The sequence below is a fragment of the Streptomyces uncialis genome, assembly GCF_001905345.1.
Lineage (GTDB): Bacteria > Actinomycetota > Actinomycetes > Streptomycetales > Streptomycetaceae > Streptomyces > Streptomyces uncialis.
This window is the reverse complement of the sequence record NZ_LFBV01000002.1, coordinates 726,873-747,467: the sequence shown is the minus strand read 5'-3', so window position 1 is coordinate 747,467 and position 20,595 is coordinate 726,873. Positions and strand designations below refer to the sequence as shown.

The window sequence follows — 20,595 nt, the reverse complement described above, 5'->3', positions numbered from 1 at the left end:
ACCGTTCGCCCCCTACGCGAACGGACGGGGCCGGGAGTGGTGCTCATCCCCGGCCCCGTCAGCCTCGACCCCGAACACCCCCCGAGCCGCAGGATGTCGACCCGCCGCCGCGCCGAGCCCGCCGCGCGTCAGCGCTCCCCGAGGGCCCGCGCGAGATACGGGCCGGTACGGCTGCCCGCCGCCCGCGCCACCTCGCCCGGCGGTCCCGCCGCGACGATCCGCCCGCCCTCGGCTCCGCCGCCCGGACCCAGATCGATCACCCAGTCGGCGTCCGCCACCACCGTCATGTCGTGCTCGACGACCACCACCGAATGCCCCGCGCCGACGAGCGACCGCAACTGCCGCATCAGCACCTCCACATCGGCGGGGTGCAACCCGGTCGTCGGCTCGTCCAGCAGATACAGGGTGTGCCCGCGCCGCACCCGCTGGAGCTCCGAGGCGAGCTTGATGCGCTGCGCCTCGCCCCCCGACAGCTCCGTCGCGGGCTGCCCGAGCCGCAGATAGCCGAGGCCCACGTCGAGCAGCGTCGTGAGACTGCGCAGTACGGGCGGGGTGTCCGCGAAGAACGCGGCGGCCGACTCCACCGTGAGGTCCAGCACCTCGGCGATGTTCCGCCCCCGGTACCGCACCCCGAGGGTGCCCGGGTTGTAGCGGGCGCCGCCGCAGTCGGGGCAGGGCGCGTACGTACTCGGCAGGAACAGCAGCTCCACCGAGACGAACCCCTCGCCCTGGCAGGTCTCGCACCTCCCGCCCGGTACGTTGAAGGAGAACCGCCCGACCCCGTAACCGAGCCTGCCCGCCTCCTCGGTCCCCGCGAACACCTTGCGTACCGTGTCGAACAGGCCGGTGTACGTCGCCAGGTTGGAGCGCGGAGTACGTCCGATCGGTTTCTGATCGACACTCACGAGCCGTCCCACACCGTCGAGTTCCCCGGTGATCGCGCCGATGAACGTCGACTTCCCCGACCCCGACACCCCGGTGACCGCCGTGAACGCCCCCACCGGCACCCGCGCCACCGCCCCGCGCAGATTGTGCCGGGTGACCGGACCGACCTCGACCCACCCCCGCGCCCCGGGCACCGGGACGGACCCCCGCTCCCGCGTCCCGGAACCGCCCGTACCGAACAGGAAACGGCCGGTCGCCGAGTCCGGGACCGACGCCAGCTCCGCGACCGGCCCGCTGTGCAGCACCCGGCCCCCGTGCTCGCCCGCGCCCGGACCCACCTCCACCAGCCAGTCCGCGTGCCGGACCACATCCAGATGGTGCTCCACCACGAACACCGAGTTCCCCGCCGCCTTCAGCCGGTCGAGCACCCCGAGCAGCGCCTCCGTGTCCGCGGGATGCAGCCCGGCCGACGGCTCGTCCAGCACGTACACCACCCCGAACAGACCCGACCGCAACTGCGTCGCCAGCCGCAGCCGCTGGAGCTCCCCCGGGGACAGGGACGGCGCGGCCCGGTCGGTGCTCAGATAGCCCAGACCCAGCTCCACGACGGGTGCGATCCGGGCCAGCAGATCATCGGTCAGGACCCGCGCGGTCGGTGAGTCGTCGCGGTGCGCGGCCAGGACCGGCGCCAGCTCGGTGAGGGCGAGCGCCGCCAGCTCCGCGACGGTACGCCCCGCGAACGTCACCGCCAGCGACTCGGCCCGCAGCCGCCCGCCCCGGCACACCGGACAGGGCGCGCTCTCCAGGAAGCGTTCCGCCTTCGCCCGCAGGGTGGCGCTCCTGGAGTCCGCGAACGTCTTCAGCACATAGCGCCGGGCACTCATGTACGTCCCCTGGTACGGACGCTGGATACGGTCCGCGTCCCGTACCGGATGCACCGTCACCACGGGCTGCTCGTCCGTGAACAGGATCCAGCCCCGCTCCCGCGCGGGCAGCTCCCGCCACGGACGGTCGACGTCATGGCCGAGCGCGTCCAGGACGTCCCGCAGGTTCTTGCCCTGCCAGGCGCCCGGCCAGCCGGCGATCGCGCCCTCCCGGATCGACAGCGAGCCGTCCGGGACGAGCAGTTCCTCGGTGGTGCGGTGGACCCGGCCCAGCCCATGGCACTCGGGGCAGGCCCCGGCGGCCGTGTTCGGGGAGAAGGCGTCCGAGTCGAGCCGGGCGGCACCCGGCGGATAGGTCCCCGCGCGGGACAGCAGCATCCGCAGCGAGTTCGACAGGGTCGTCACCGTGCCCACCGACGACCGGGCGGTCGGGGTGGAACGCCGCTGCTGGAGCGAGACGGCCGGGGGCAGCCCCGTGATCTCCGTGACCCGCGGCGCCCCGACCTGATGGATCAGCCGCCGCGCGTACGGCGCGACCGACTCGAAGTACCGGCGCTGGGCCTCCGCGTAGACCGTCCCGAACGCCAGCGACGACTTGCCCGACCCCGACACCCCGGTGAACACCACCAGCACCTCGCGCGGGATGTCCACGTCCACCCCGCGCAGATTGTGCTCACCGGCGCCCCGGACACGGACATACGGATCGTGGGGGTGGGACATCGCGGTATCTCCGTACGAGGTGGGACAAGGCATGACAGGGGTCGGCCCCACGATGCTAGGCGGTGCCCAGTCCCGCCAGCCGGGCCAGCTCCCGGTAGGAGTCCAGCATCGCCACACGGTCGTAGCCGCTCGTCGTCACCAGCACCTCCTGCGCGCCACTGCGCACGACCAGCGACTCCAGCTCCGCCGCGACCCGCTCCGGGGTCCCGTGGAGCCGGCCCGCGAGAGCCGCGTCATGGAATCCGCGCTCCCGCGCGGTCATCGTCCGGGCCTCGATCCGCTCCACGGGCGCCAGCGGCGGAAAGCTCCCATGGGTGCGCGAGTACGCCATCGCCCACGCCTCCGGGACCAGCAGCCGCCGCGCCTCGCGCTCCGTGGCGGCGACGGCCACCGCACCCGAGATGACGACGTACGGCTCGGGCGACCACACCGACGGACGGAACGCGGCCCGGTACCGCTCCACGCCCCGGAGCATCCGCTCGGCGTCCCGCAGATCACCGATCACCAGGGGCAGTCCCGCGGCGGCGGCGATATCGGCGCCCTCACCCATGGCGAGGACGAACGGCGGCACCCGCAGCCCCTCGGCCGGCCGGGCCCGTACCCCGGTGGGGGAGGTGCCCGCGAACCAGCCGAGGAGCTCGGCGAGCTGTCCGGCGAAATCGTCCGACCCGGCCGCGTCCTTGTCCCGGCCGAGTGCCTTGCGCACCCCGTCGGTGAAGCCGACCGAACGGCCGAGGCCCATGTCGATCCGGCCGGGGAAGAGGGACTCCAGCACCCCGAACTGCTCCGCGACGACCAGTGGCTGATGGTTGGGGAGCATCACCCCACCGGTCCCCACCCGGATGGTGGCCGTCGCGGCGGCGACGGCCGCGGCGAGCACGGTCGGCGCGGACCCCGCGACCCCGGGCACCCCGTGGTGCTCGGACACCCAGAAGCGGTGGTAGCCGAGCCGCTCGGCCTCCCGCGCGAACGCGACCGTGTCGCGCAACGCCTGCGGAGCGTCCTCCCCCTCGCGGATGCGCGAGCGGTCGAGGACGGAGAATCGGGTGGACGCCAGTACGGAACTCACACCCTGTTCAACGCACCGGCGGCCTCATGATTCCCACCGGGCCCGGCCGGTCCCCGCGCGTCCCGCGGCCCCCGCCCCGCGCTCGCCGCGCCACCGGACGCCGGGCCCTACGGTGGGGGGATGCGGGAACACAGCAGGCCTCTGGCCGTCTTCGACCTCGACGGAACCCTCGCGGACACCGCCCACCGGGCACACTTCCTGGAGAGCCGTCCCCGGGACTGGTCCGCCTTCTTCGCCGCGGCCCCCGACGATCCGCCGCTCGCGGAGGGCGTGGCACTGGCCCGTGAGAGCGCCGGCGAGTGCGAGGTGCTGTATCTCACGGGCCGTCCCGAGCGGTGCAGACGGGACACCGTGGACTGGCTCGCCGCGCAGGGACTCCCCGACGGCCGGCTGCTGATGCGCCGCAACGACGACCGCCGCCCGGCGCGGCGCACCAAGCTGGAGGCGCTGGAGCGGCTGAGGCGCACCCGGGACATCCGGGTGTTCGTGGACGACGACGAACTCGTGTGCGACGCCGCGCGGCGCGCGGGCATCCGGGTGGTGCGGGCGGGCTGGGCGGTGACCCCGGCGGCGCTGCGTGACGCGCAGGGGCGGACGGGACGCACCTGACCGGGTCCGGCCACCGGGCACCGGCCACCGGGCACCGGGCACCGGGCACTGGGCACCAGGAGCATGCCGCGCTTCCCGCCCGCCGGGGGCCGCCGCCGCACGGGTGTTGCGTTCCGTGAGACTTCCCTCATCGAGTTCCGGCCGGGGGAGTGCCCGGGGGCCGCGCACACCGAAGAGGAGCCGGTCATTCCTCGATACGGAAGCCCACCTTCAGTCCCACCTGGTAATGCGCCACCTGACCGTCCTCGATCTGGCCACGTACCTGTGTGACCTCGAACCAGTCCAGGTTGCGCAAGGTCTGTGAGGCCCGCCCTACGCCGTTGCGGATCGCTTGGTCGATGCCCTCGTGCGAGGTGCCGACGATCTCGGTGACGCGGTAGGTGTGGTCCGACATGGGAGTTCTCCTCTTCGCCTCATTTTGATGTCCTTCCTCACGGTAAACTCAGAGACCTGGCTCAGCCTCTTGACCTGCGTCTTGACGCATACCAAACTTCGGTCGCACCCGTATGAGCTTTAAGCTCTTCCCCCACATCGGGTTCACGTTCCCCCTGATGTTGGAAGAAAGCGACACACGCGATGCCCCGCCGACGTACCGTCCTGTCCTTGGCCCTGGCCTCATCCACCGCGGCCCTCGCCGCGGGTTGCAGCGTGCTGCCGGGCCGGACCGCGGATCGCCGCAAGGTCACCGTGTGGCTGATGAAGGACAGCGCGTCCGACGCGTTCATCAAGAAGTTCTCCGACGCCTTCGGCAAGGAGCACGACGACATCGAGCTCGACATCCAGATCCAGGAATGGGTCGGGATCGGCGAGAAGGTCATGAACGTCCTCGGCGCGAACGACGGCAACAGCCCCGATGTCATCGAGGTCGGCAACACCCAGGTCGCCCAGTACGTCGACCAGGGCGGGCTGATGGAGCTCACCCTGGAGTCGGCCCGCGACCTCGGGATGGACGACTGGGTTCCCGGTCTCGCCGAGCCGGGGCGGTTCAACAACCGTCAGTACGGCATCCCCTGGTACGCCGCCAACCGTGTCGTGATCTACAACAAGGAGATCTGGGCCGACGCCGGTCTCAAGAAGACACCGCGGACCCGCGCGGAGTGGCTGTCGATGACCCAGACGCTCAACAGCGACAACAAGCAGGGCATCTACCTCGCCGGTCAGGACTGGTACACCTTCTCCGGCTTCGTCTGGGACGAGGGCGGCGAGCTCGCGAGCGACCGCTCCGGTGGCTGGGAAGGCACCCTGCACTCCGCCGAGGCCATGCGCGCGATGGAGTTCTACGCGGAGCTCCAGGCCCTCGGCAAGGGTCCGAAGAACGCCGACGAGGAGCACCCGCCGCAGGCGGACGAGTTCGCCAAGGGGAACATCGCGCAGATCGTCGCGGTCCCCGGCGCCGCCCGCGCCATCGAGAAGGCCAACCCCGCGATCGTGGACAAGCTCGGCTACTTCGCCATACCGGGCAAGCTGGCGAGCCGCCGCGCCGCCGTCTTCACCGGCGGCTCCGTCCTCGTCGTCCCCGACAGCACCCCGGACCGCCGCTCCGCCCTCGCCGTCATCAAGGCCCTCGCGGGCGAGGAATGGCAGACCGAGCTCGCCCGGACCATGGACTACGTGCCCAACAAGACCACCCTCGCCCGGGTCGTCGCGGGGGAGCCGGGTGTCGCCGCGATGGCCGAGGGCGCCGCGCGCGGCCGGGCCACCCCGAACTCGCCCGACTGGGCGAACGTCGAGGCCGACAACCCGATCAAGGAGTACATGTCGGCGGTGCTCAACGGCCGCGACATGGAGACCGAGGCACGCAAGGCGTCCGAGCGGATCACCCGCGCGCTCACCTGATCCCGCCTGATCCCTCGCGGTACCCCGGAGGGCGCCCGGCCATCGGCTCCGGGGGCCCGCCGAGGTACGCCCGGGGGCCCCGGGGCGGGGACGCGGTCCGCCGCCGGCGTCCACCAACCGGGCGGACGCCGCCGAGGGCTCAGCGCGCGCCAGGCTCAGCGCGCGCCATGTTCAGCGGGCAGGGGTCAGCGCGCCACGCTCAACGACAGCGCGAACCGGTCACCCCCGTCCGTCCACCAGTGGGTGCGTTCCAGTCCCGCCGCCGCCAGCTCCTCGCGCACACCCGCCGCACGGAACTTCGCCGACACCTCGGTCCGCAGCTCCTCACCGGCCGCGAAGTGGACGGCGAGGTCCAGCGCGGGGACCTTCACCGTCATCGCGGTCCGCGCCCGCAGCCGCATCTCGATCCACTCCCGCTCGCGGTCCCAGTGCGCCACATGGTCGAAGCGGTCCAGGTCGAAGTCGGCGCCCAGCTCACGGTTGACGACGGACAGCACGTTCTTGTCGAACGCTGCCGTCACCCCCGCCGCGTCGTCGTAGGCCGCCACCAGCGTCCGCTCGTCCTTCACCAGATCGGTGCCGAGCAGCAGCGCGTCCCCCGGGGACATCAGGGACCGTACCGACGCCAGGAAGGCGGCCCGCTCCCCGGGGAGCAGGTTGCCGATGGTGCCGCCGAGGAACGCGACCAGCCGGGGACCCGGGGTCCGCGGCAGGGCCACCGGGCGGGTGAAGTCCGCGATCAGGGCGTGCACGTCCAGTCCGGGACGCTCCGCGAGCAGCGCCGCCCCCGCCTGTTCCAGGGCGCTCGCGCTGACGTCCACCGGGACGTACACCGCGAGGTCCGTGAGCTCGTCCAGCAGATGACGGGTCTTGTCCGACGAGCCGGAACCCAGCTCGACCAGGGTCCGGGCGCCGGTCGCCGCGGCGATCTCCGCCGACCGCTCCAGCAGGATCTCCCGCTCGGCGCGCGTCGGGTAGTACTCCGGCAGGGTGGTGATCTCGTCGAACAGCTCACTGCCCCGCGCGTCGTAGAACCACTTCGGCGGCAGCGTCTTCGGGGTGCCGGTCAGACCGGCCAGCACATCGGCGCGCAGCGCGGCGCCTGCGGCGTCCTCGGGCAGCGTACGGGTGACGCGGAACGGGCTCACGCGACGGGCTCCTTGAGCGGGGTCGACCGGACTTCGGTGCGGGTGACGGTCAGCAGGGTGCGATCGGGTACCTGGTGCCAGCGGGGGTCGTCGTCGTACGGCTCGGAGGCGACGACCGTACCGCCCCCGGCGACCGCCCGGACGTACAGGGAGTCGCCCCAGGCGGTCGCGGCGATCGTGTCGCCGCTGGTGAGCAGCAGGTTCAGCCGGGACCCGGGGGCCGCCTCGGCGACCTCCGCGACCGTGTCGGCGAGGGCCTGGCCGGGCGGGTCGCCGAAGGTGAGGCGCCGCAGCAGCAGCGCCCACACCAGGGCCGAGTCGCAGCGCGACTCCAGCGACAGCAGCTCGGCGGGCGGCAGCCCGGCGGCGAGCCCCGCCAGGGAGTGCGGCCACCCCTTCACCGCGCCGTTGTGGCTGAACAGCCACGGCCCCGACGCGAACGGCGCCGCCGCGGCCTCCCCGTCGGCGCCCGGCTCCGTCGCGTCACGCACCGCCCCGAGCAGCGCGGCGGAACGCACCACCCGCGCGAGGTCCGCGAACGACAGATCGCCCCACAGCGGCCCGGCCCGCCGGTAGCGCGCGGGCACCGGATCGCCGTCCGCGTACCAGCCGACGCCGAAACCGTCCGCGTTGACCGTGCCGTGCCGCTGCTCGCGCGGCGCCCATGACTGTCGGTACAGCGCGTACGGCGGGGTCAGCAGGATCTCGCCCAGCGCCACCGGTTCACCCAGATAAGCCACATGACGGCACATCAGCCGACCCCCATGGGCACACCGTCGGCGGGCGTCACATCGCGGGCGGTGCGGAATCCGGAGAAGATCTGCCGCCGTATCGGATGGTCCCAGTTGCGGAAGGTGCCCCGGCACGCCACCGGCCCCACCGCGAACGAGCCGCCGCGCAGCACCTTGTGGTCACCGCCGAAGAACACCTCCGAGTACTCCCGGTACGGGAACGCGGTGAACCCCGGGTACGGCAGGAACCCGCTCGACGTCCACTCCCATACGTCCCCGATCAACTGCCTGACGCCCAGCGGGGACTGTCCGGCCGGATAGGAACCGGCGGGGGCGGGCCGCAGATGGCGCTGCCCGAGGTTGGCGTGCCCGGGCGCCGGATCGTCGTCGCCCCACGGATAGCGGCGGGAGCGGCCGGTCGCCGGGTCGAGCCGGGCGGCCTTCTCCCACTCCGTCTCCGTCGGCAGCCGCCGTCCCGCCCAGCGCGCGTACGCGTCGGCCTCGAACCAGCTGACGTGCAGCACCGGCTCGTCCGGCGGGACGGGCTCGGTCACCGCGAACCGGCGGCGCAGCCAGCCACCGCCCTCCCGGCGCCAGAACAGCGGCGCCGCGATCGCCCGCGAGCGGATGTGCTCCCAGCCGCGCGGGTCCCACCAGCGCGGGTCGTCGTAACCACCGTCCGCGAGGAACACCTGGTACGCCGCGTTGGTGACCGGGGTCGTGTCCAGGAAGAACGACGGCACCAGCCGGTGATGCGCGGGCCGTTCGTTGTCCAGCGCCCATGGCTCGGTCGACGTCCCCATGGTGAACGGCCCGCCCGGCACCAGCACCTCGGCCGGACCGGTGAAGCCGGACACCGGCTCCGGGTCGGGCGCGCTCAGCACCGGTCGGCCGGTGCGCAGCTGATGGGTGATCAGCATCGTCTCGTCATGCTGCTGTTCGTGCTGCGCGATCATCCCGAACGCGAACCCCGCGTCCGTCAGCGGCGAACCGGCCAGCGGCGCGCTGTCCAGCACGTCCATCGCCCGGCCGCGCACCTCGGCCGCGTACGAACGGGCCTCGGCCGGGGGCAGCAGCGGCAGCGCCGGCCGGGACGCGCGGGGATGCTCGAACGCGTCGTACAGCGGGTCGATCTCCGGGCGCATCGCCTCCCGCCCGGCCACCGCCCGCAGCAGCCACTGCTCCTCCTGGTTGCCGATGTGCGCGAGATCCCACACCAGGGGCGACATCAGCGGTGACACCTGCGTGGTCAGCTCCCCGTCCTCGACGCAGTCCGTGAGCCGCGCGGTGCGGTCCCGGGCGGCCAGCAGGGCGTCCCGCGCGCGTTCCCTCAGCGCCCCGGTGTCCTCGACGGGGCCGGCGGACTCGGTCATACGAGCAGGTCCTTCCCGTGCTGGGTGAAACCGTCGATCAGGTCGTCGGCCGGACTGCGCCGCCGGGCCGTGTGCCGGTCGCGGTACTCCGCCGCGGCCCGCATCACCTCCGGGGACGCGCCGAGCCGGGGCAGCGCCTCGCACGCCGCGGCGAAACACACCAGGGCGGCGTCGTGCAGCTCCGGATCACCCAGACCCCGCCGGGCGGCCGTCAGCCACAGCTCGTTGCCCGGGGCGGGCAGCCCCCGCGTCCGCTCGGCCAGGGACTTCACACAGCGGTACGCCGTCTCCGCGGCCTGCGGGTCGTCGAACAGGGCGGCCGTCACCGCGAGCGGCACGATCCACCCGTCGTCACCCGGCTGGGCGTCGATCATCCGCAGCTCCAGATGACCGCGCGGCCGGACCGGCGGGAACAGCGTGCTCACGTGGTAGTCGAGATCGGCGCGGGTCGGCGGGCGCGGCAGCCCGCCGCGTATCCACTCCCGGAACGACAGCGCGTCGGGGACCAGCCAGGGGCCGTCGTCGGTGCGCACACACATCACCGGCGCGTCCAGCACCCGCCGCGCCCAGCCGGAACGGGGGTCCGCGTCCAGCGGGGGAGCGGCGGAACGTCCCGGTTCGATGCCCGCCCACATCGCCTGCCGGGTGGAACGCCAGCCCGTCGGGTGCCCCTCGGCCAGCGGCGAGTTCGCGAAGACGGCCACCAGCACCGGACCCAGCAGATGGGCCAGCCGCCAGCGCCGGCCGAGCCCCAGCGGACCCGGCTCCTCGTACCCGGCGTCCAGACACACCTGCACCGAGGCGGACGAGCACATCATCGCCCGGCCGGCGGGCCCGGTCCGGTCGAGATACGTCTCCATCGCGTCGTAGCGGGGATGGCGCAGCCAGCGGGTCGGCTTGCGCCAGGGGTCCGTGCCGATACCGGCGAGAGCCAGGCCCAGGGGGCCCAGTGCCGCGCGGACGGCGGCCAGGTCGGCCGAGACGGCCGTCACGCATTCCATGAGCGAACGGGCGGGCGCGGAACTCAGCTCCAGCTGTCCGCCCGGTTCGACGGTCAGCGCCGAACTCAGGGACAGGTCGCGCAGCGCCGCGTAGGCGGCGTCCAGACGGTCGGGTGCTACCGGTTCGTGCGGTCGTCCGGCCGGTTGGACCAGCCATTCCAGTTCGACCCCGATCGCGCGGGGTGGGCCGGTCTTGAAGCAGATGCCGCGCACCAGCGCCTCGACATCCGCGTCCGCGACCAGCACGGCGGACGGCGTACAGTCTCCCTCGGTCATGCTGGGGACCCTCCAGATCCTCGGGTGGAGAACCATGGGCCGACCGGGCCGGGGATGGCCCGGTTCGGCGGTACTCGTCCCACCCAAGACGCTCAAGGCCGCCCGCACAAGAGCGCACCTCGGCCGCGGCAATGGTGCCCGGGACATATGTGCACGGACCGTCCACCATGAACCTGCGGCCGGGGCGCGACCCCGGTGCGGGAACCGAGCACCAGCATGGGTGAGCGCGCGGGAGCGCGCGACCGCGGGCGCCGCCGCGGGGAGAATCCCCCGCGCCGACGCCATCGGGCCCCGGTCAGGGCACCAGCGGGCGCCGCGGGCCGCTCAGGACCAGCCGTAGCGCTCCCGCAGCCGTGCGGCCACCTGGCCGAAAAGTGTCGGGTCCAGCGCGCACGCCTCACGGCGCATCCCGTCCTCGTGGACCCTCAGCACCCGGTCGAGACCCGCCCAGGAGTCCCGGCCCTCCCGGTCCCACGGCCCGCTGCCGATCGGCACCCACTCCCGGTCCCGGTCATGACGTCTGCTCGACAGCGGTACGGCCAGCAGGGTGCCGCCCGCCTCCCGGGCGACGACCAGCACCGGACGGTCCTTGCCCCGTCCGTCGTTCTCCTCGTACGGCACCCAGGTCCACACGATCTCCCCGGGGTCCGGGTCGCCGTCGTGGTCGGGCGCGTACTCGGTACGGACCCGGCGCACGGAGTCGGGCGCGGCGTCGGCGGTGGCGTGCGGGCCGGAGCGGCCCGGGGCCGCGGGGTCCTCGTGATGAGCGGTCATGAGGGCCACGGTAGGGCTTGGCGGCGCCCGGGGTCCGCCGGGCGCCGGGCTCATGGGCGGGCGTGCCGCTTCGGGGGCAGCGGCCGGGTGGCGGTGCGGTGGTGTGCGGCGTACGGCGCGCCTCGCACGGGACGGGGTCCTCGCACACGGGAACGGGGCCCTCGCGCGTGTGAACTGGGGTCCTCGTGCGCGGGACGGTGTCCCTCGCCCGGCGAGCGGACCGGAGCGTGTGTCATGCAACGAATGCCTTGGGGGCAGGGGCAGTTGGCTGGTTCCGGGTAGGCCGAAATCATCGCTCGGACCCATGGAAGGATGCGGAGCGTCATGGTGCAGATACCCGAGCAGCCCTTAGTGCGTGTACCCGAACAGTCCGCCGCACGGGAGCCCGTTCCACGGCGTGCGCTTGCCTCCCGCCAGGACTCCCCTCCGACGAGGTCCGTCAATGTCACCAGGTCCTCATCCGACCAGGTCGTCCCGCAGTCCCGTTCGTCTCCACGGCCCCTGACCCGCGCAGTGCCCACCAGCGCCGATGTGGCACGCCTCGCGGGCGTCTCCCGGGCCACCGTCTCCTATGTCCTCAACAACACCAACGCCGTGCGGATCAGCGAACCCACCCGGCGGCGCGTCCATGAAGCCGCCAAGGAACTCGGCTACGTCCCGCACGCCGCGGCCCGCAGTCTGCGCGCCGGGCACAGCCGGATGGTCCTCATGCCCACCCCGGCGGTCTCCGTCGGACCGCTCTACAACCGCTTCCTCAGTGAACTCCAGTGGTCCCTCAGCCGGTTGGACTACACGGTCGTCCAGTACGGCCGGGTCGGACTGACCGGTGAGGAGGCGGCCCGCGCCTGGGCCGAACTGCGGCCCGTCGCCGTCCTCGCCCCCGGCGCCCACGATCTGGGCCCGCAGGGCGTCGCCCTGCTCAAACGCTCCGGCGCGCGAGCCGTCATCACCTTCGGCCCCTACCAGGTCGACGGCGCGCACGCGCTGCTGATGGACCAGCGCTCGGTGGGCCGCGCCGCGGGCGCCCATCTGCTGGCCCGGGGCCGCCGCCGGATCGGTGTGATCATCCCCCAGGAGCCCGGCCTCGAAGCCTTCTCACGGCCACGTGCCGACGGTGTCCGTGAGAGTGCGGAGGGAACCGGTGCCCAGGTGGTGGAGGTGGCGCTCCCCTACGACGAGGGCGCGGCGGCGCGGCTCGCCGCACGCTGGCGCTCCCTCGGACTGGACGGCGTCTTCGCGTACAACGACGAGTACGCGATGCTGCTGATGCGGGCCCTCCAGGACGAGGGCATCGCCGTCCCCGACGGCACCGGGATGGTGGGTGCCGACGATCTGATGCTGGGACGGCTGCTGCGGCCCCGGCTCAGCACGGTGCGCGTCGAACTGCCCTCGGGCCAGGAACTGGCCGAGCTGGTCGACCGGATGGTCAGCGACCCCAGCGCCGAACCGCCCGCGCGGCAGTTGCTCGGCGCGGAACTGGTGGAGCGCGAGAGCGGATGACCCCGCCCCCGTTCCACCCGGTGGCCACCCCGTCCTGACGCGGTGACCGGAGGCGGCCGGACGGCCGAACGCCGTCCGGCCGCCCCCGCGCCCCGCCCCGCCACCCGGGACGGGGCGTCCACCCCGAACCGAAGAGACGGAAGCGACACACACATGACCCCGCTCGACCCGCTCGCCTCCCGGTCCCCGCGCCTGACCGGTCCGGACCACCAGGTCGTCGAACCGGCCACCGGCGCCCCACTGGCCACACTCCGGCTCGCCGCACCCGGGGACGTGCCCGGCGCCACGGCACGGGCCCTCGCCGCACAGCCCGGCTGGGCCGCGGCGCCCCACACCCGGCGGGCCGCCGTCCTGCGCCGCGCGGGCGATCTGTTCGCCGCCCACACCGACGAGCTGCGGGACTGGCTCGTCCGGGAGGCCGGCGCCGTACCGGGCATGGCCGACTTCGAGCTGCGCGTCGCCGCGCAGGAGTGCTACGAGGCCGCCGCCCTGGCCTCCCGACCCACCGGCCAGGTCCTCGCCACCGGGAGCGACCGGCTCTCGTACAGCCGCCGGGTGCCCGTCGGCGTGGTCGGGGTCGTCGCGCCGTTCAACGCGCCGCTGATCCTGTCCATCCGCTCCGTCGCGCCCGCCCTCGCCCTGGGCAACGCCGTCGTCCTCAAGCCCGACGCGCGCACCGCCGTCTGCGGCGGACTCGCGCTCGCCGCCGTCCTCGCCGCCGCCGGACTCCCCGACGACCTGCTGCACGTCCTGCCCGGCGGCCCGGACACCGGCCGCGCGCTGGTCGACGATCCCCGCACGCCCGTCATCTCGTTCACCGGGTCCACCGCCGCCGGCCGCGAGGTCGGGGAGAGCGCCGGACGGCTGCTCAAGCGGGCCCACCTCGAACTGGGCGGGAACTCCGCGCTGGTGGTCCTGGAGGACGCCGACCTGGACGCCGTGATCTCCGCGGCGGCCTGGGGCTCGTTCTTCCACCAGGGCCAGATATGCATGACGACCGGCCGTCACCTCGTGCACACCTCCCTGTACGGGGAGTACGTGGAACGGCTCGCGGCCAAGGCCGAGTCGCTGACGGTCGGGGACCCCTTCCGCGCGCCGGTCCATCTCGGCCCGCTCATCGACCGGCGTCAGCGCGACAAGGTCCATGAACTCGTCACGGCCAGTACCGCGGCCGGGGCGAAACTGGTGGCGGGCGGCACGTACGAGGACCTGTTCTACCGCCCCACGGTGCTCGCGGGCGTGGACGACGGCACCCCCGCGTACGCCGCCGAGGTCTTCGGTCCGGTGGCGCCGGTCCGGGCCTTCGGCAGCTGGGAGGAGGCCGCGGCGCTCGCGTCCGCGAGCGAGTACGGGCTGTCCCTCGGCGTGGTCACCCGGGACACCGCACGGGGTCTCGCGTTCGCCGAACGGGTCCCGAGCGGGGTCGCCCACATCAACGACCAGACGATCGGCGACGAGGCGGTGGCGCCCTTCGGCGGGACCGGCGCGTCGGGGAACGGGGCCAGGTTCGGCGGCGACGCCAACGCGGACGCGTTCACCGAGCTGCGCTGGACGACGGTACGCGGTGCGGTACCGGGGTACCCGTTCTGACCGGGGGGTGAGCATGTGTGATCTGACCGGGGGGTGAGCATGTGCGATCGAGGGCGCGCCCCGGCCGGGCGCCGCCCCGCTCCGGAGCGGGGCACGGGCCAGGTGTCACCCGTCCGGGCGGAACCGGGTGCCGCCCCTGATCCGCCGCCCGGGCACCGCTCCGCCTCCCCGGTCCCGGACAGGGCATGCGTACGGCCGGTGTCCGTCGGACACCGGCCGTGGACGCGCGTGGATCAGACCGACTGCTCCCCGCCCTGCTTCTCGCCCTGCTTCTCCTCCGCGATGGACTTGCGGACCTCGTCCATGTCCAGCTCCCGCGCCTGACGGAGCACGTCCGTGAACACCGCCTCCGGCAGCGCGCCGGGCTGTGCGAACACCGCGACCTGGTCACGCACGATCATCAGCGTGGGGATCGACTGGATCTCGAAGGCCTGCGCCAGCTCCGGCTGCGCCTCCGTGTCGACCTTGGCGAACACCAGGTCCGGGTTGGCCTCGGCGGTCTTCTCGTAGACCGGTGCGAACTGACGGCAGGGCCCGCACCACTCCGCCCAGAAATCGATCACCACGAACGAGTTCTCGGAGACGGTCTGGTCGAAGTTCTCCTTGGTCAATTCCATGGTGCTGGTCATGTCCACTGCCTTCTTCCTGGTACGGGGGCCGGGGTGACGGTACGGGGCCGTAGGCACCGCTCGGCACAACGGTGACGGCCCCCGGCGTATTCCGATGTCATGGTCGCTCCGGGCGGTCACCCGGTCCCTCGCGGTGACCGGGCGGCCGGTGTCCCCGGGGCGGCCCATCGGCCGCGTACCCGTGTGGCTTCGGACCACACCTGAGGCCAGACTGGCCCCATGACGGAAACGACCGAGTACGACGTGGTGGTGCTGGGCGCGGGCCCGGTGGGGGAGAACGTCGCCGACCGGACCCGTGCGGCGGGGCTGAGCACGGCGGTGGTGGAGAGCGAACTGGTCGGCGGCGAGTGCTCGTACTGGGCGTGCATGCCCAGCAAGGCACTGCTGCGGCCGGTGATCGCCCGTGCGGACGCCCGCCGCACCCCGGGCCTGAGCGGCGCCGTGGGCGGGCCGCTGGACACCGCCGCGGTCCTGGCGCACCGCGACGACATGACGTCCCACTGGAAGGACGACGGCCAGGTCGCCTGGGTGGATTCGACGGGCGCCGACCTCTACCGCGGGCAGGGCCGCCTCGACGGACCCCGCCGGGTCACGGTGACGGACCCCGACGGGGTCACCCGTACGCTCACCGCGCGGCACGCGGTCGCGGTGTGCACCGGCAGCCGTGCGATCGTCCCCCCGCTGCCCGGGCTCGCCGACGCCCGGCCCTGGACGAGCCGCGAGGCGACCAGCGCCGATCACGCCCCCGGACGGCTCGTGGTCGTCGGCGGGGGTGTCGTCGGCGTCGAGATGGCGACCGCCTGGCAGGGCCTCGGCTCCCAGGTCACCCTGCTGGTCCGCGGCGACGGGCTGCTGCCCCGGATGGAGCCCTTCGTCGGCGAACTGGTCGCGGACTCGCTGCGTGCGGCGGGCGCCGATGTCCGTACGGGCACCTCGGTCGCCTCGGTGCGCCGCGACGGTCCGACCGTGACGGTCGAACTCGACAACGGCGAACGGATCGAGGCGGACGAGATCCTCGTCGCCACCGGACGGGCACCGCGCACCGAGGACATCGGGCTCGGCACGGTCGGGCTGGAACCCGGTGGCTGGCTGTCCGTGGACGACAGCCTGCGGGTCGAGGGCCACCCCTGGCTGTACGCCGTCGGGGACGTCAACCACCGCGCGCTCCTCACCCACCAGGGCAAGTACCAGGCCCGGATCGCGGCGGCGGCGATCACCGCCCGCGCCCAGGGCGTACCGCTCCTGGAGACGGACCGCTGGGGCGCCCACGCGGCGACCGCCGACCACGCGGCGGTGCCCCAGGTCGTCTTCACCGACCCGGAGGCCGCGGCCGTCGGCCTGAGCCTCGCCGAAGCGGAGGCCGCCGGCCACCGCGTACGCGCCGTCGACCACGACATCGCGGCGGTGGCGGGAGCGTCCCTCTACGTCGACGGCTACCGCGGCCGCGCCCGCATGGTGGTCGACCTCGACCGCGAGATCGTCCTGGGCGTCACCTTCGTCGGCCCCGGCGTCGGCGAACTCATCCACTCGGCCACGATCGCCGTCGCGGCGGAGGTCCCGCTCGACCGCCTCTGGCACGCGGTCCCGTCGTACCCGACGATCAGCGAGGTGTGGCTGCGGCTGCTGGAGGCGTACCGGGGTTAGGAACCGCCGTCGAAGCCACACCTGATGGTGAGAGTGGTGCGGCAGGGGTGCGACTGATCGACCGAGGCGTCCGTGACGGTCGCACCGCATCGCTGCGTGAGACGCGTCATCGCCGACGTCGGCGGCGGAGTACCGGAATGTCACCGGACCCCGCTTGTGTGCTCCACGGCGGTTCTGGTGCGACGAGAACCGCCTCACCATGGAGGCATGGGGCGCGCAGATGGAGCTGCGCGCCGTCCAGCGCCACGACCGTGGGGAGTCTGTGTATTCGGCCGCCGCGTCCGGTGGCGGCCGGGTCGCCCCGCCCGCCACCGGGTCGCGACCGCGGGTCAGCGCCGCAGACCGCGGTCCAGCGCGGTGATCAGCGAGCCCTGGGCGTCATCCCCGTCCAGGGACCAGACCATCACGCCGCCGAGACCGTTCCGCTGGGTGTAGCGGGCCTTCTGGGCGGCGGTGGCCGGGGTGTCGTACGTCCAGAACTCGGTGCCGTCGTACTTCCAGGCCGCGCCGTGCTCGCGGTCGGTGTGCACGGCGCCCGGCAGGTCCTTGACGGCCTTGTAGGGCAGCTGGCCGCCGCCGCGCGGGGACATGCCGGTGGCGGGCTGGTAGAGGCCGTTCTTCGCCCCGGCGGGCACTCCTGTCCAACCGTAGCCCCAGGACGGCACCCCGAGCACCGCCTTGCGGGCCGGCAGGCCGCCGGCCAGGTAGTGCCGCACCACCCGGTCCGCGCTGTAGCTGTGGTCGATGCCGGAGGGGTCGGCCGGGTCGGTGTAGAGGTTCGCCTGGTGGTTGGTCGGGCCCTGCGGCTCCCAGGAGCCGTGCATGGTGTAGGTCATCAGGTTCAGGTAGTCCACCTGGCGGGCGACCTTCCGCAGCTCCAGCCGGTCCGCCACGTCGGTGTTGGCGGCGACGGCCGCCGTCAGCAGGTGGCGCCCCCGCCCGCCGCCGCCCAGCGCGTCCAGCTGCCGCCGGAACTCGGCCAGCAGCAGGGTGAAGTTGCGGCCGTCCTCGGGACGCACCGAGTTGTCCGGCAGACCGTCGCCGCCCGGGTGCTCCCAGTCGAGGTCGATGCCGTCGAAGACGCCCGCGCCGCTGCCCGGGCCGCCCTCCAGCGAGCCCAGCTGCGGCAGGTTGCCCTTGATGTAGAGGTCGACGCAGGAGGTCACGAACTTCTTGCGCGCGGATTCAGTGGCGGCCACGTCCGAGAAGTACTTGGACCAGCCCCAGCCGCCGATCGAGATGACGGCCTTCAGATGGGGATTCTTCGCCTTCAGCTTCCGCAGCTGGTTGAAGCTGCCTTTCAGCGGCTGGTCCCAGGTGTCGGCGACGCCGTCCACCGAGTCGGCCGCGCCGATCGGGCGCTGGTAGTCGGCCCAGGCGTCGGCCTGGTCGGCCAGGTTGTCCGCGAAGCAGGTGCCCTCGGGGGAGATGTTGCCGAAGGCGTAGTTGATCACGGTCAGCTTCGCCGCCTGGCCCGAGTCCTGGACCTTCTTGGCGGAGAAGCCGCTGTAGACGCTCCACCCGGTGAAGTAGGCCACGCGGTGGCCGGGCAGCCGGCGGCTGTCGTCGTCATCGGCGTGAGCGGTCGCGGGGACCGCGACGAGCGAGGCGAGCAGAGCCGTCGCCAGGAACGCGGAGATGCGTCTGAACATACTGGTGGCCTTGTCTGAGTGGGGTCAGATGGTCTGTACCAATCGCGAGAAGAGATCTAGCCCATGTCAGGGGGTGCACACAAGAGACCGGACCACACGAAGTGGCCCGGCCCTCTTGAGACTTGATGAAGCGTCAGTGACTCAGGCCGCACAGCGCGTACTGCGGAATGCCGCCGGCCCCACCACACGGAGGTGCCTGTCCCACCAGGTCCGGCTGACCATTCACGGCTGCTGCTGGAGGCGTACCGGCAGGGCTGACCGCCGCTCAAGCCACCCGCACGGTGGGCCGTGTCAGTCGCTCTTCATGGCTGTGGCGTGGTCCGCCAGTATCCCTTCGGTACGCAGACGCAGTCGGCGGGCCTGCTCGACCGAGAACGCGGGGCCTTGGGGGAGGAGGGGGGTGTCCCGGACGAAGGCGCTGAGTGCGGAGTCGGGTGGGCTGTCGAGCACGCGGATGATCGGGAGCACGGCTTCCTCCACCGGTTGGGCGGTTCGGCGGATGTCGGCGATCCGGGCCTGGGTGTCCGGGGTGTACTCCCCGGAGAATCCGGTGCTGACCGTTCCCGGGTGGAACAGGACGTACCGCACTTTCGTCCCTGGCCGGCGGTCCGCGTAGGAGACGCCGAGCAGGTCGTTGAGCCGCCCGCCCTGTGTGAGGGCTGTGTGCCCGTCGTAGTCCCGGGTGAGCTGGAGGTCGTTCCAGTGGATCTTCCCTGCGCCGCCGGGTCCCGCGACATTGACGATGACCGGGGCGTCGGCGGAGTCGAGGAGGCCGGTCAGCCCATGGCTCAGGACGAATCGGCTCAGATAGAAGTGGGCGAAGGTGTTCTCGAAACCCTCGGCGGTGACCAGGCGGGTGGTACGGAAGTGCCGGGCGCACAGCACCAGGGAATCGACCTTCGTGAAGGACGCACGGAGCGTGTCGAGCAGGGCTCCGGTCTCGGACAGCAGGCTCAGGTCGGCGCGGAGGAAGTGCGCCCGGGAGGCCGCGTCGCGTCGTCGCGCGGTCTCCAGCCATGCCTCGCCCTTCGCCGTGTCGCGTCCGACCACCACCACCTCCTGTCCCCTGTCCAGGTAGGTGCGGGCGATGGCCCCGCCGATGCCGTCCGTGCCGCCGGTGATGACGTAGGTCTTCACCGCGGTACTCCTCGCTCGTGCCCCCGGCTCACAGGAACCGTGCCGCGATCTTCTCGGGAGTGATGAGGACGGTCACCAGTTCCGGGAGGGCCGCGTGGGATTCCGCGTTGTGCTCGGCCCAGGTCACGCCGGTGTACTTGACGGCCAGTCGGTCCATACGCTCGCCGCTGCCCGGGCCTTCGAGCCGGGCTGTGCCGCTGATCGACGCGTATCCGTACGGCTCGTCCGGCGGGTTCACCATGACGCCCAGCCGTGGATCGTGCCGCAGATTGCGGACTTTGAGCTTGTCGACACCGGTCACGAAGAAGAGCTCGTCGTCCTCCCTCCCGATCCAGACCACCGACTGGTGCGGACTCCCGTCGGGCCGCAGGGTCGCCACAGTGACGAAGATCCGGGCATCGAGGGCCTCCTTGAGTTTCACGGACAGGCGGACCGGGCTCACGCGTGACTCCTGACTGAGTGCGGACGCTGCGAAAGACACGTCGAATGAATCAAGTGCCACAACTATGGGACATTTGATCGATGATGCGCAACAGTGCTGGGATCATTGATGGCTCATCTGCTGTTCCGCGTAGACTCCGGGTCACGATGAGAGCTGACGCGGAACGCAACCTGGACGCGGTCCTCCGGACCGGCGCGCGCCTGCTGGCGGCCGACCCCGGCGCGAGCATCGCGGCGATCGCGGTGGCGGCGGGGGTCGACCGGCGTACCGTCTACCGCCGCTTCACCACGCGCGAGGAGCTCCTGGCCGCGGTCCATACCGCCAAGCTCGATGCCTGCGAGCAGGTCGTCACCGAGGCGCGGCTGACCGAGGCGCCCGTGCTGGTCGCCCTGCACCGCTATGCGGAAGGCATCATCGCCGTCAGCAGACGGTTGCCGGTGGACGTGCGGCAGGTGCGGGACGAGGCGGGGGCCGATCGTCTCCGCCGGCTGATGGAGCGGCTCGACGGCTTCATGGACCGCGCGGTGCGCGAAGGTGTCATCCGCCCCGGACTTCCCGACCGCTGGGCCCGCTCGCTGCTCGTCCAGCTCACCGCCATGGCCGCGCACGAGATGCCGGAGCTGACGAACGCCCAGGGAGCCGACATGGTGGTCGAGTCACTGACCAAGGGCCTCCGCCCCGCCTGAGCGGACGGG

Annotated in this window: 18 protein-coding genes; 6 read left to right on the top strand and 12 right to left on the bottom strand. The window is 72.7% G+C overall.

Annotation, left to right across the window (positions count from 1 at the left end):
• Window positions 1–128 precede the first annotated feature (128 nt).
• Window positions 129–2,489 carry an ATP-binding cassette domain-containing protein gene (locus tag AB852_RS11475; protein ID WP_073786669.1) on the bottom strand — a complete coding sequence of 787 codons (2,361 nt, stop codon included), beginning with the start codon at window positions 2,487–2,489 and terminating at the stop codon, window positions 129–131.
• A 55-nt stretch (window positions 2,490–2,544) separates the two neighbouring features.
• The gene (locus AB852_RS11470; RefSeq protein WP_073786667.1) at window positions 2,545–3,558 is read right to left on the bottom strand and encodes an LLM class flavin-dependent oxidoreductase; all 1,014 of its coding nucleotides are present in this window, start codon (window positions 3,556–3,558) and stop codon (window positions 2,545–2,547) included.
• A 120-nt stretch (window positions 3,559–3,678) separates the two neighbouring features.
• Here AB852_RS11470 and AB852_RS11465 point away from each other — a divergent pair, with 120 nt between their 5' ends.
• A complete protein-coding gene (locus AB852_RS11465) occupies window positions 3,679–4,167 on the top strand; it encodes a phosphatase domain-containing protein (protein ID WP_073786666.1) in 489 nt (162 codons plus the stop codon).
• A 184-nt stretch (window positions 4,168–4,351) separates the two neighbouring features.
• Here AB852_RS11465 and AB852_RS11460 read toward each other — a convergent pair whose 3' ends face one another.
• Window positions 4,352–4,561 carry a dodecin gene (locus AB852_RS11460; protein WP_073786664.1) on the bottom strand — a complete coding sequence of 70 codons (210 nt, stop codon included), beginning with the start codon at window positions 4,559–4,561 and terminating at the stop codon, window positions 4,352–4,354.
• Between the two features lie 182 nt (window positions 4,562–4,743).
• On the opposite strand from AB852_RS11460, the gene AB852_RS11455 reads away from it, so the two are divergent.
• Complete coding sequence (locus AB852_RS11455) at window positions 4,744–6,003, top strand: extracellular solute-binding protein (RefSeq protein ID WP_073786662.1); 1,260 nt, start codon at window positions 4,744–4,746, stop codon at window positions 6,001–6,003.
• Between the two features lie 185 nt (window positions 6,004–6,188).
• On the opposite strand, the gene egtD is transcribed toward AB852_RS11455, so the two are convergent.
• The 5 genes from egtD to AB852_RS11430 form a co-directional block, all read right to left on the bottom strand.
• Entirely contained in the window at window positions 6,189–7,151 is a 963-nt protein-coding gene (egtD, locus tag AB852_RS11450) for an L-histidine N(alpha)-methyltransferase (protein WP_073786660.1), read from the bottom strand.
• On the bottom strand, window positions 7,148–7,903 hold the full coding sequence (gene egtC / locus AB852_RS11445) for an ergothioneine biosynthesis protein EgtC (RefSeq protein WP_073786658.1): 756 nt from the start codon (window positions 7,901–7,903) through the stop codon (window positions 7,148–7,150). Before egtC ends, egtD begins: the two co-directional genes overlap by 4 nt.
• Window positions 7,903–9,255, bottom strand: a complete 1,353-nt coding sequence (egtB, locus tag AB852_RS11440) for an ergothioneine biosynthesis protein EgtB (RefSeq protein WP_073786655.1) — start codon at window positions 9,253–9,255, stop codon at window positions 7,903–7,905. The genes egtC and egtB overlap by 1 nt, the downstream gene beginning before the upstream one ends.
• Window positions 9,252–10,532 (bottom strand): ergothioneine biosynthesis glutamate--cysteine ligase EgtA, encoded by a 1,281-nt coding sequence (egtA, locus tag AB852_RS11435; protein WP_079184519.1) that lies wholly within the window; start codon window positions 10,530–10,532, stop codon window positions 9,252–9,254. The genes egtB and egtA overlap by 4 nt, the downstream gene beginning before the upstream one ends.
• A 324-nt stretch (window positions 10,533–10,856) precedes the next feature.
• Window positions 10,857–11,306 carry a type II toxin-antitoxin system PemK/MazF family toxin gene (locus AB852_RS11430; RefSeq protein WP_073786651.1) on the bottom strand — a complete coding sequence of 150 codons (450 nt, stop codon included), beginning with the start codon at window positions 11,304–11,306 and terminating at the stop codon, window positions 10,857–10,859.
• Between the two features lie 513 nt (window positions 11,307–11,819).
• Between AB852_RS11430 and AB852_RS11425 the strand changes: the two genes are divergently transcribed.
• Together AB852_RS11425 and AB852_RS11420 are read left to right on the top strand one after the other, a co-directional pair.
• The gene (locus tag AB852_RS11425; protein WP_399501960.1) at window positions 11,820–12,806 is read left to right on the top strand and encodes a LacI family DNA-binding transcriptional regulator; all 987 of its coding nucleotides are present in this window, start codon (window positions 11,820–11,822) and stop codon (window positions 12,804–12,806) included.
• Between the two features lie 153 nt (window positions 12,807–12,959).
• On the top strand, window positions 12,960–14,396 hold the full coding sequence (locus tag AB852_RS11420; protein ID WP_073786649.1) for an aldehyde dehydrogenase family protein: 1,437 nt from the start codon (window positions 12,960–12,962) through the stop codon (window positions 14,394–14,396).
• Between the two features lie 233 nt (window positions 14,397–14,629).
• On the opposite strand, the gene trxA is transcribed toward AB852_RS11420, so the two are convergent.
• Complete coding sequence (gene trxA, locus AB852_RS11415) at window positions 14,630–15,025, bottom strand: thioredoxin (RefSeq protein WP_073787729.1); 396 nt, start codon at window positions 15,023–15,025, stop codon at window positions 14,630–14,632.
• Between the two features lie 219 nt (window positions 15,026–15,244).
• On the opposite strand from trxA, the gene AB852_RS11410 reads away from it, so the two are divergent.
• Window positions 15,245–16,669 carry a dihydrolipoyl dehydrogenase family protein gene (locus tag AB852_RS11410; RefSeq protein WP_073786647.1) on the top strand — a complete coding sequence of 475 codons (1,425 nt, stop codon included), beginning with the start codon at window positions 15,245–15,247 and terminating at the stop codon, window positions 16,667–16,669.
• A 329-nt stretch (window positions 16,670–16,998) separates the two neighbouring features.
• On the opposite strand, the gene AB852_RS11405 is transcribed toward AB852_RS11410, so the two are convergent.
• The 3 genes from AB852_RS11405 to AB852_RS11395 form a co-directional block, all read right to left on the bottom strand.
• Complete coding sequence (locus AB852_RS11405) at window positions 16,999–18,321, bottom strand: glycoside hydrolase family 18 protein (RefSeq protein WP_073786645.1); 1,323 nt, start codon at window positions 18,319–18,321, stop codon at window positions 16,999–17,001.
• Window positions 18,322–18,612: 291 nt separating this feature from the next.
• Entirely contained in the window at window positions 18,613–19,458 is an 846-nt protein-coding gene (locus tag AB852_RS11400) for an SDR family NAD(P)-dependent oxidoreductase (protein ID WP_073786643.1), read from the bottom strand.
• Window positions 19,459–19,486: 28 nt separating this feature from the next.
• Window positions 19,487–19,900 carry a PPOX class F420-dependent oxidoreductase gene (locus tag AB852_RS11395; protein ID WP_073786641.1) on the bottom strand — a complete coding sequence of 138 codons (414 nt, stop codon included), beginning with the start codon at window positions 19,898–19,900 and terminating at the stop codon, window positions 19,487–19,489.
• Between the two features lie 146 nt (window positions 19,901–20,046).
• Between AB852_RS11395 and AB852_RS11390 the strand changes: the two genes are divergently transcribed.
• Window positions 20,047–20,586 carry a TetR family transcriptional regulator gene (locus tag AB852_RS11390; protein ID WP_073786639.1) on the top strand — a complete coding sequence of 180 codons (540 nt, stop codon included), beginning with the start codon at window positions 20,047–20,049 and terminating at the stop codon, window positions 20,584–20,586.
• Window positions 20,587–20,595 lie beyond the last annotated feature (9 nt).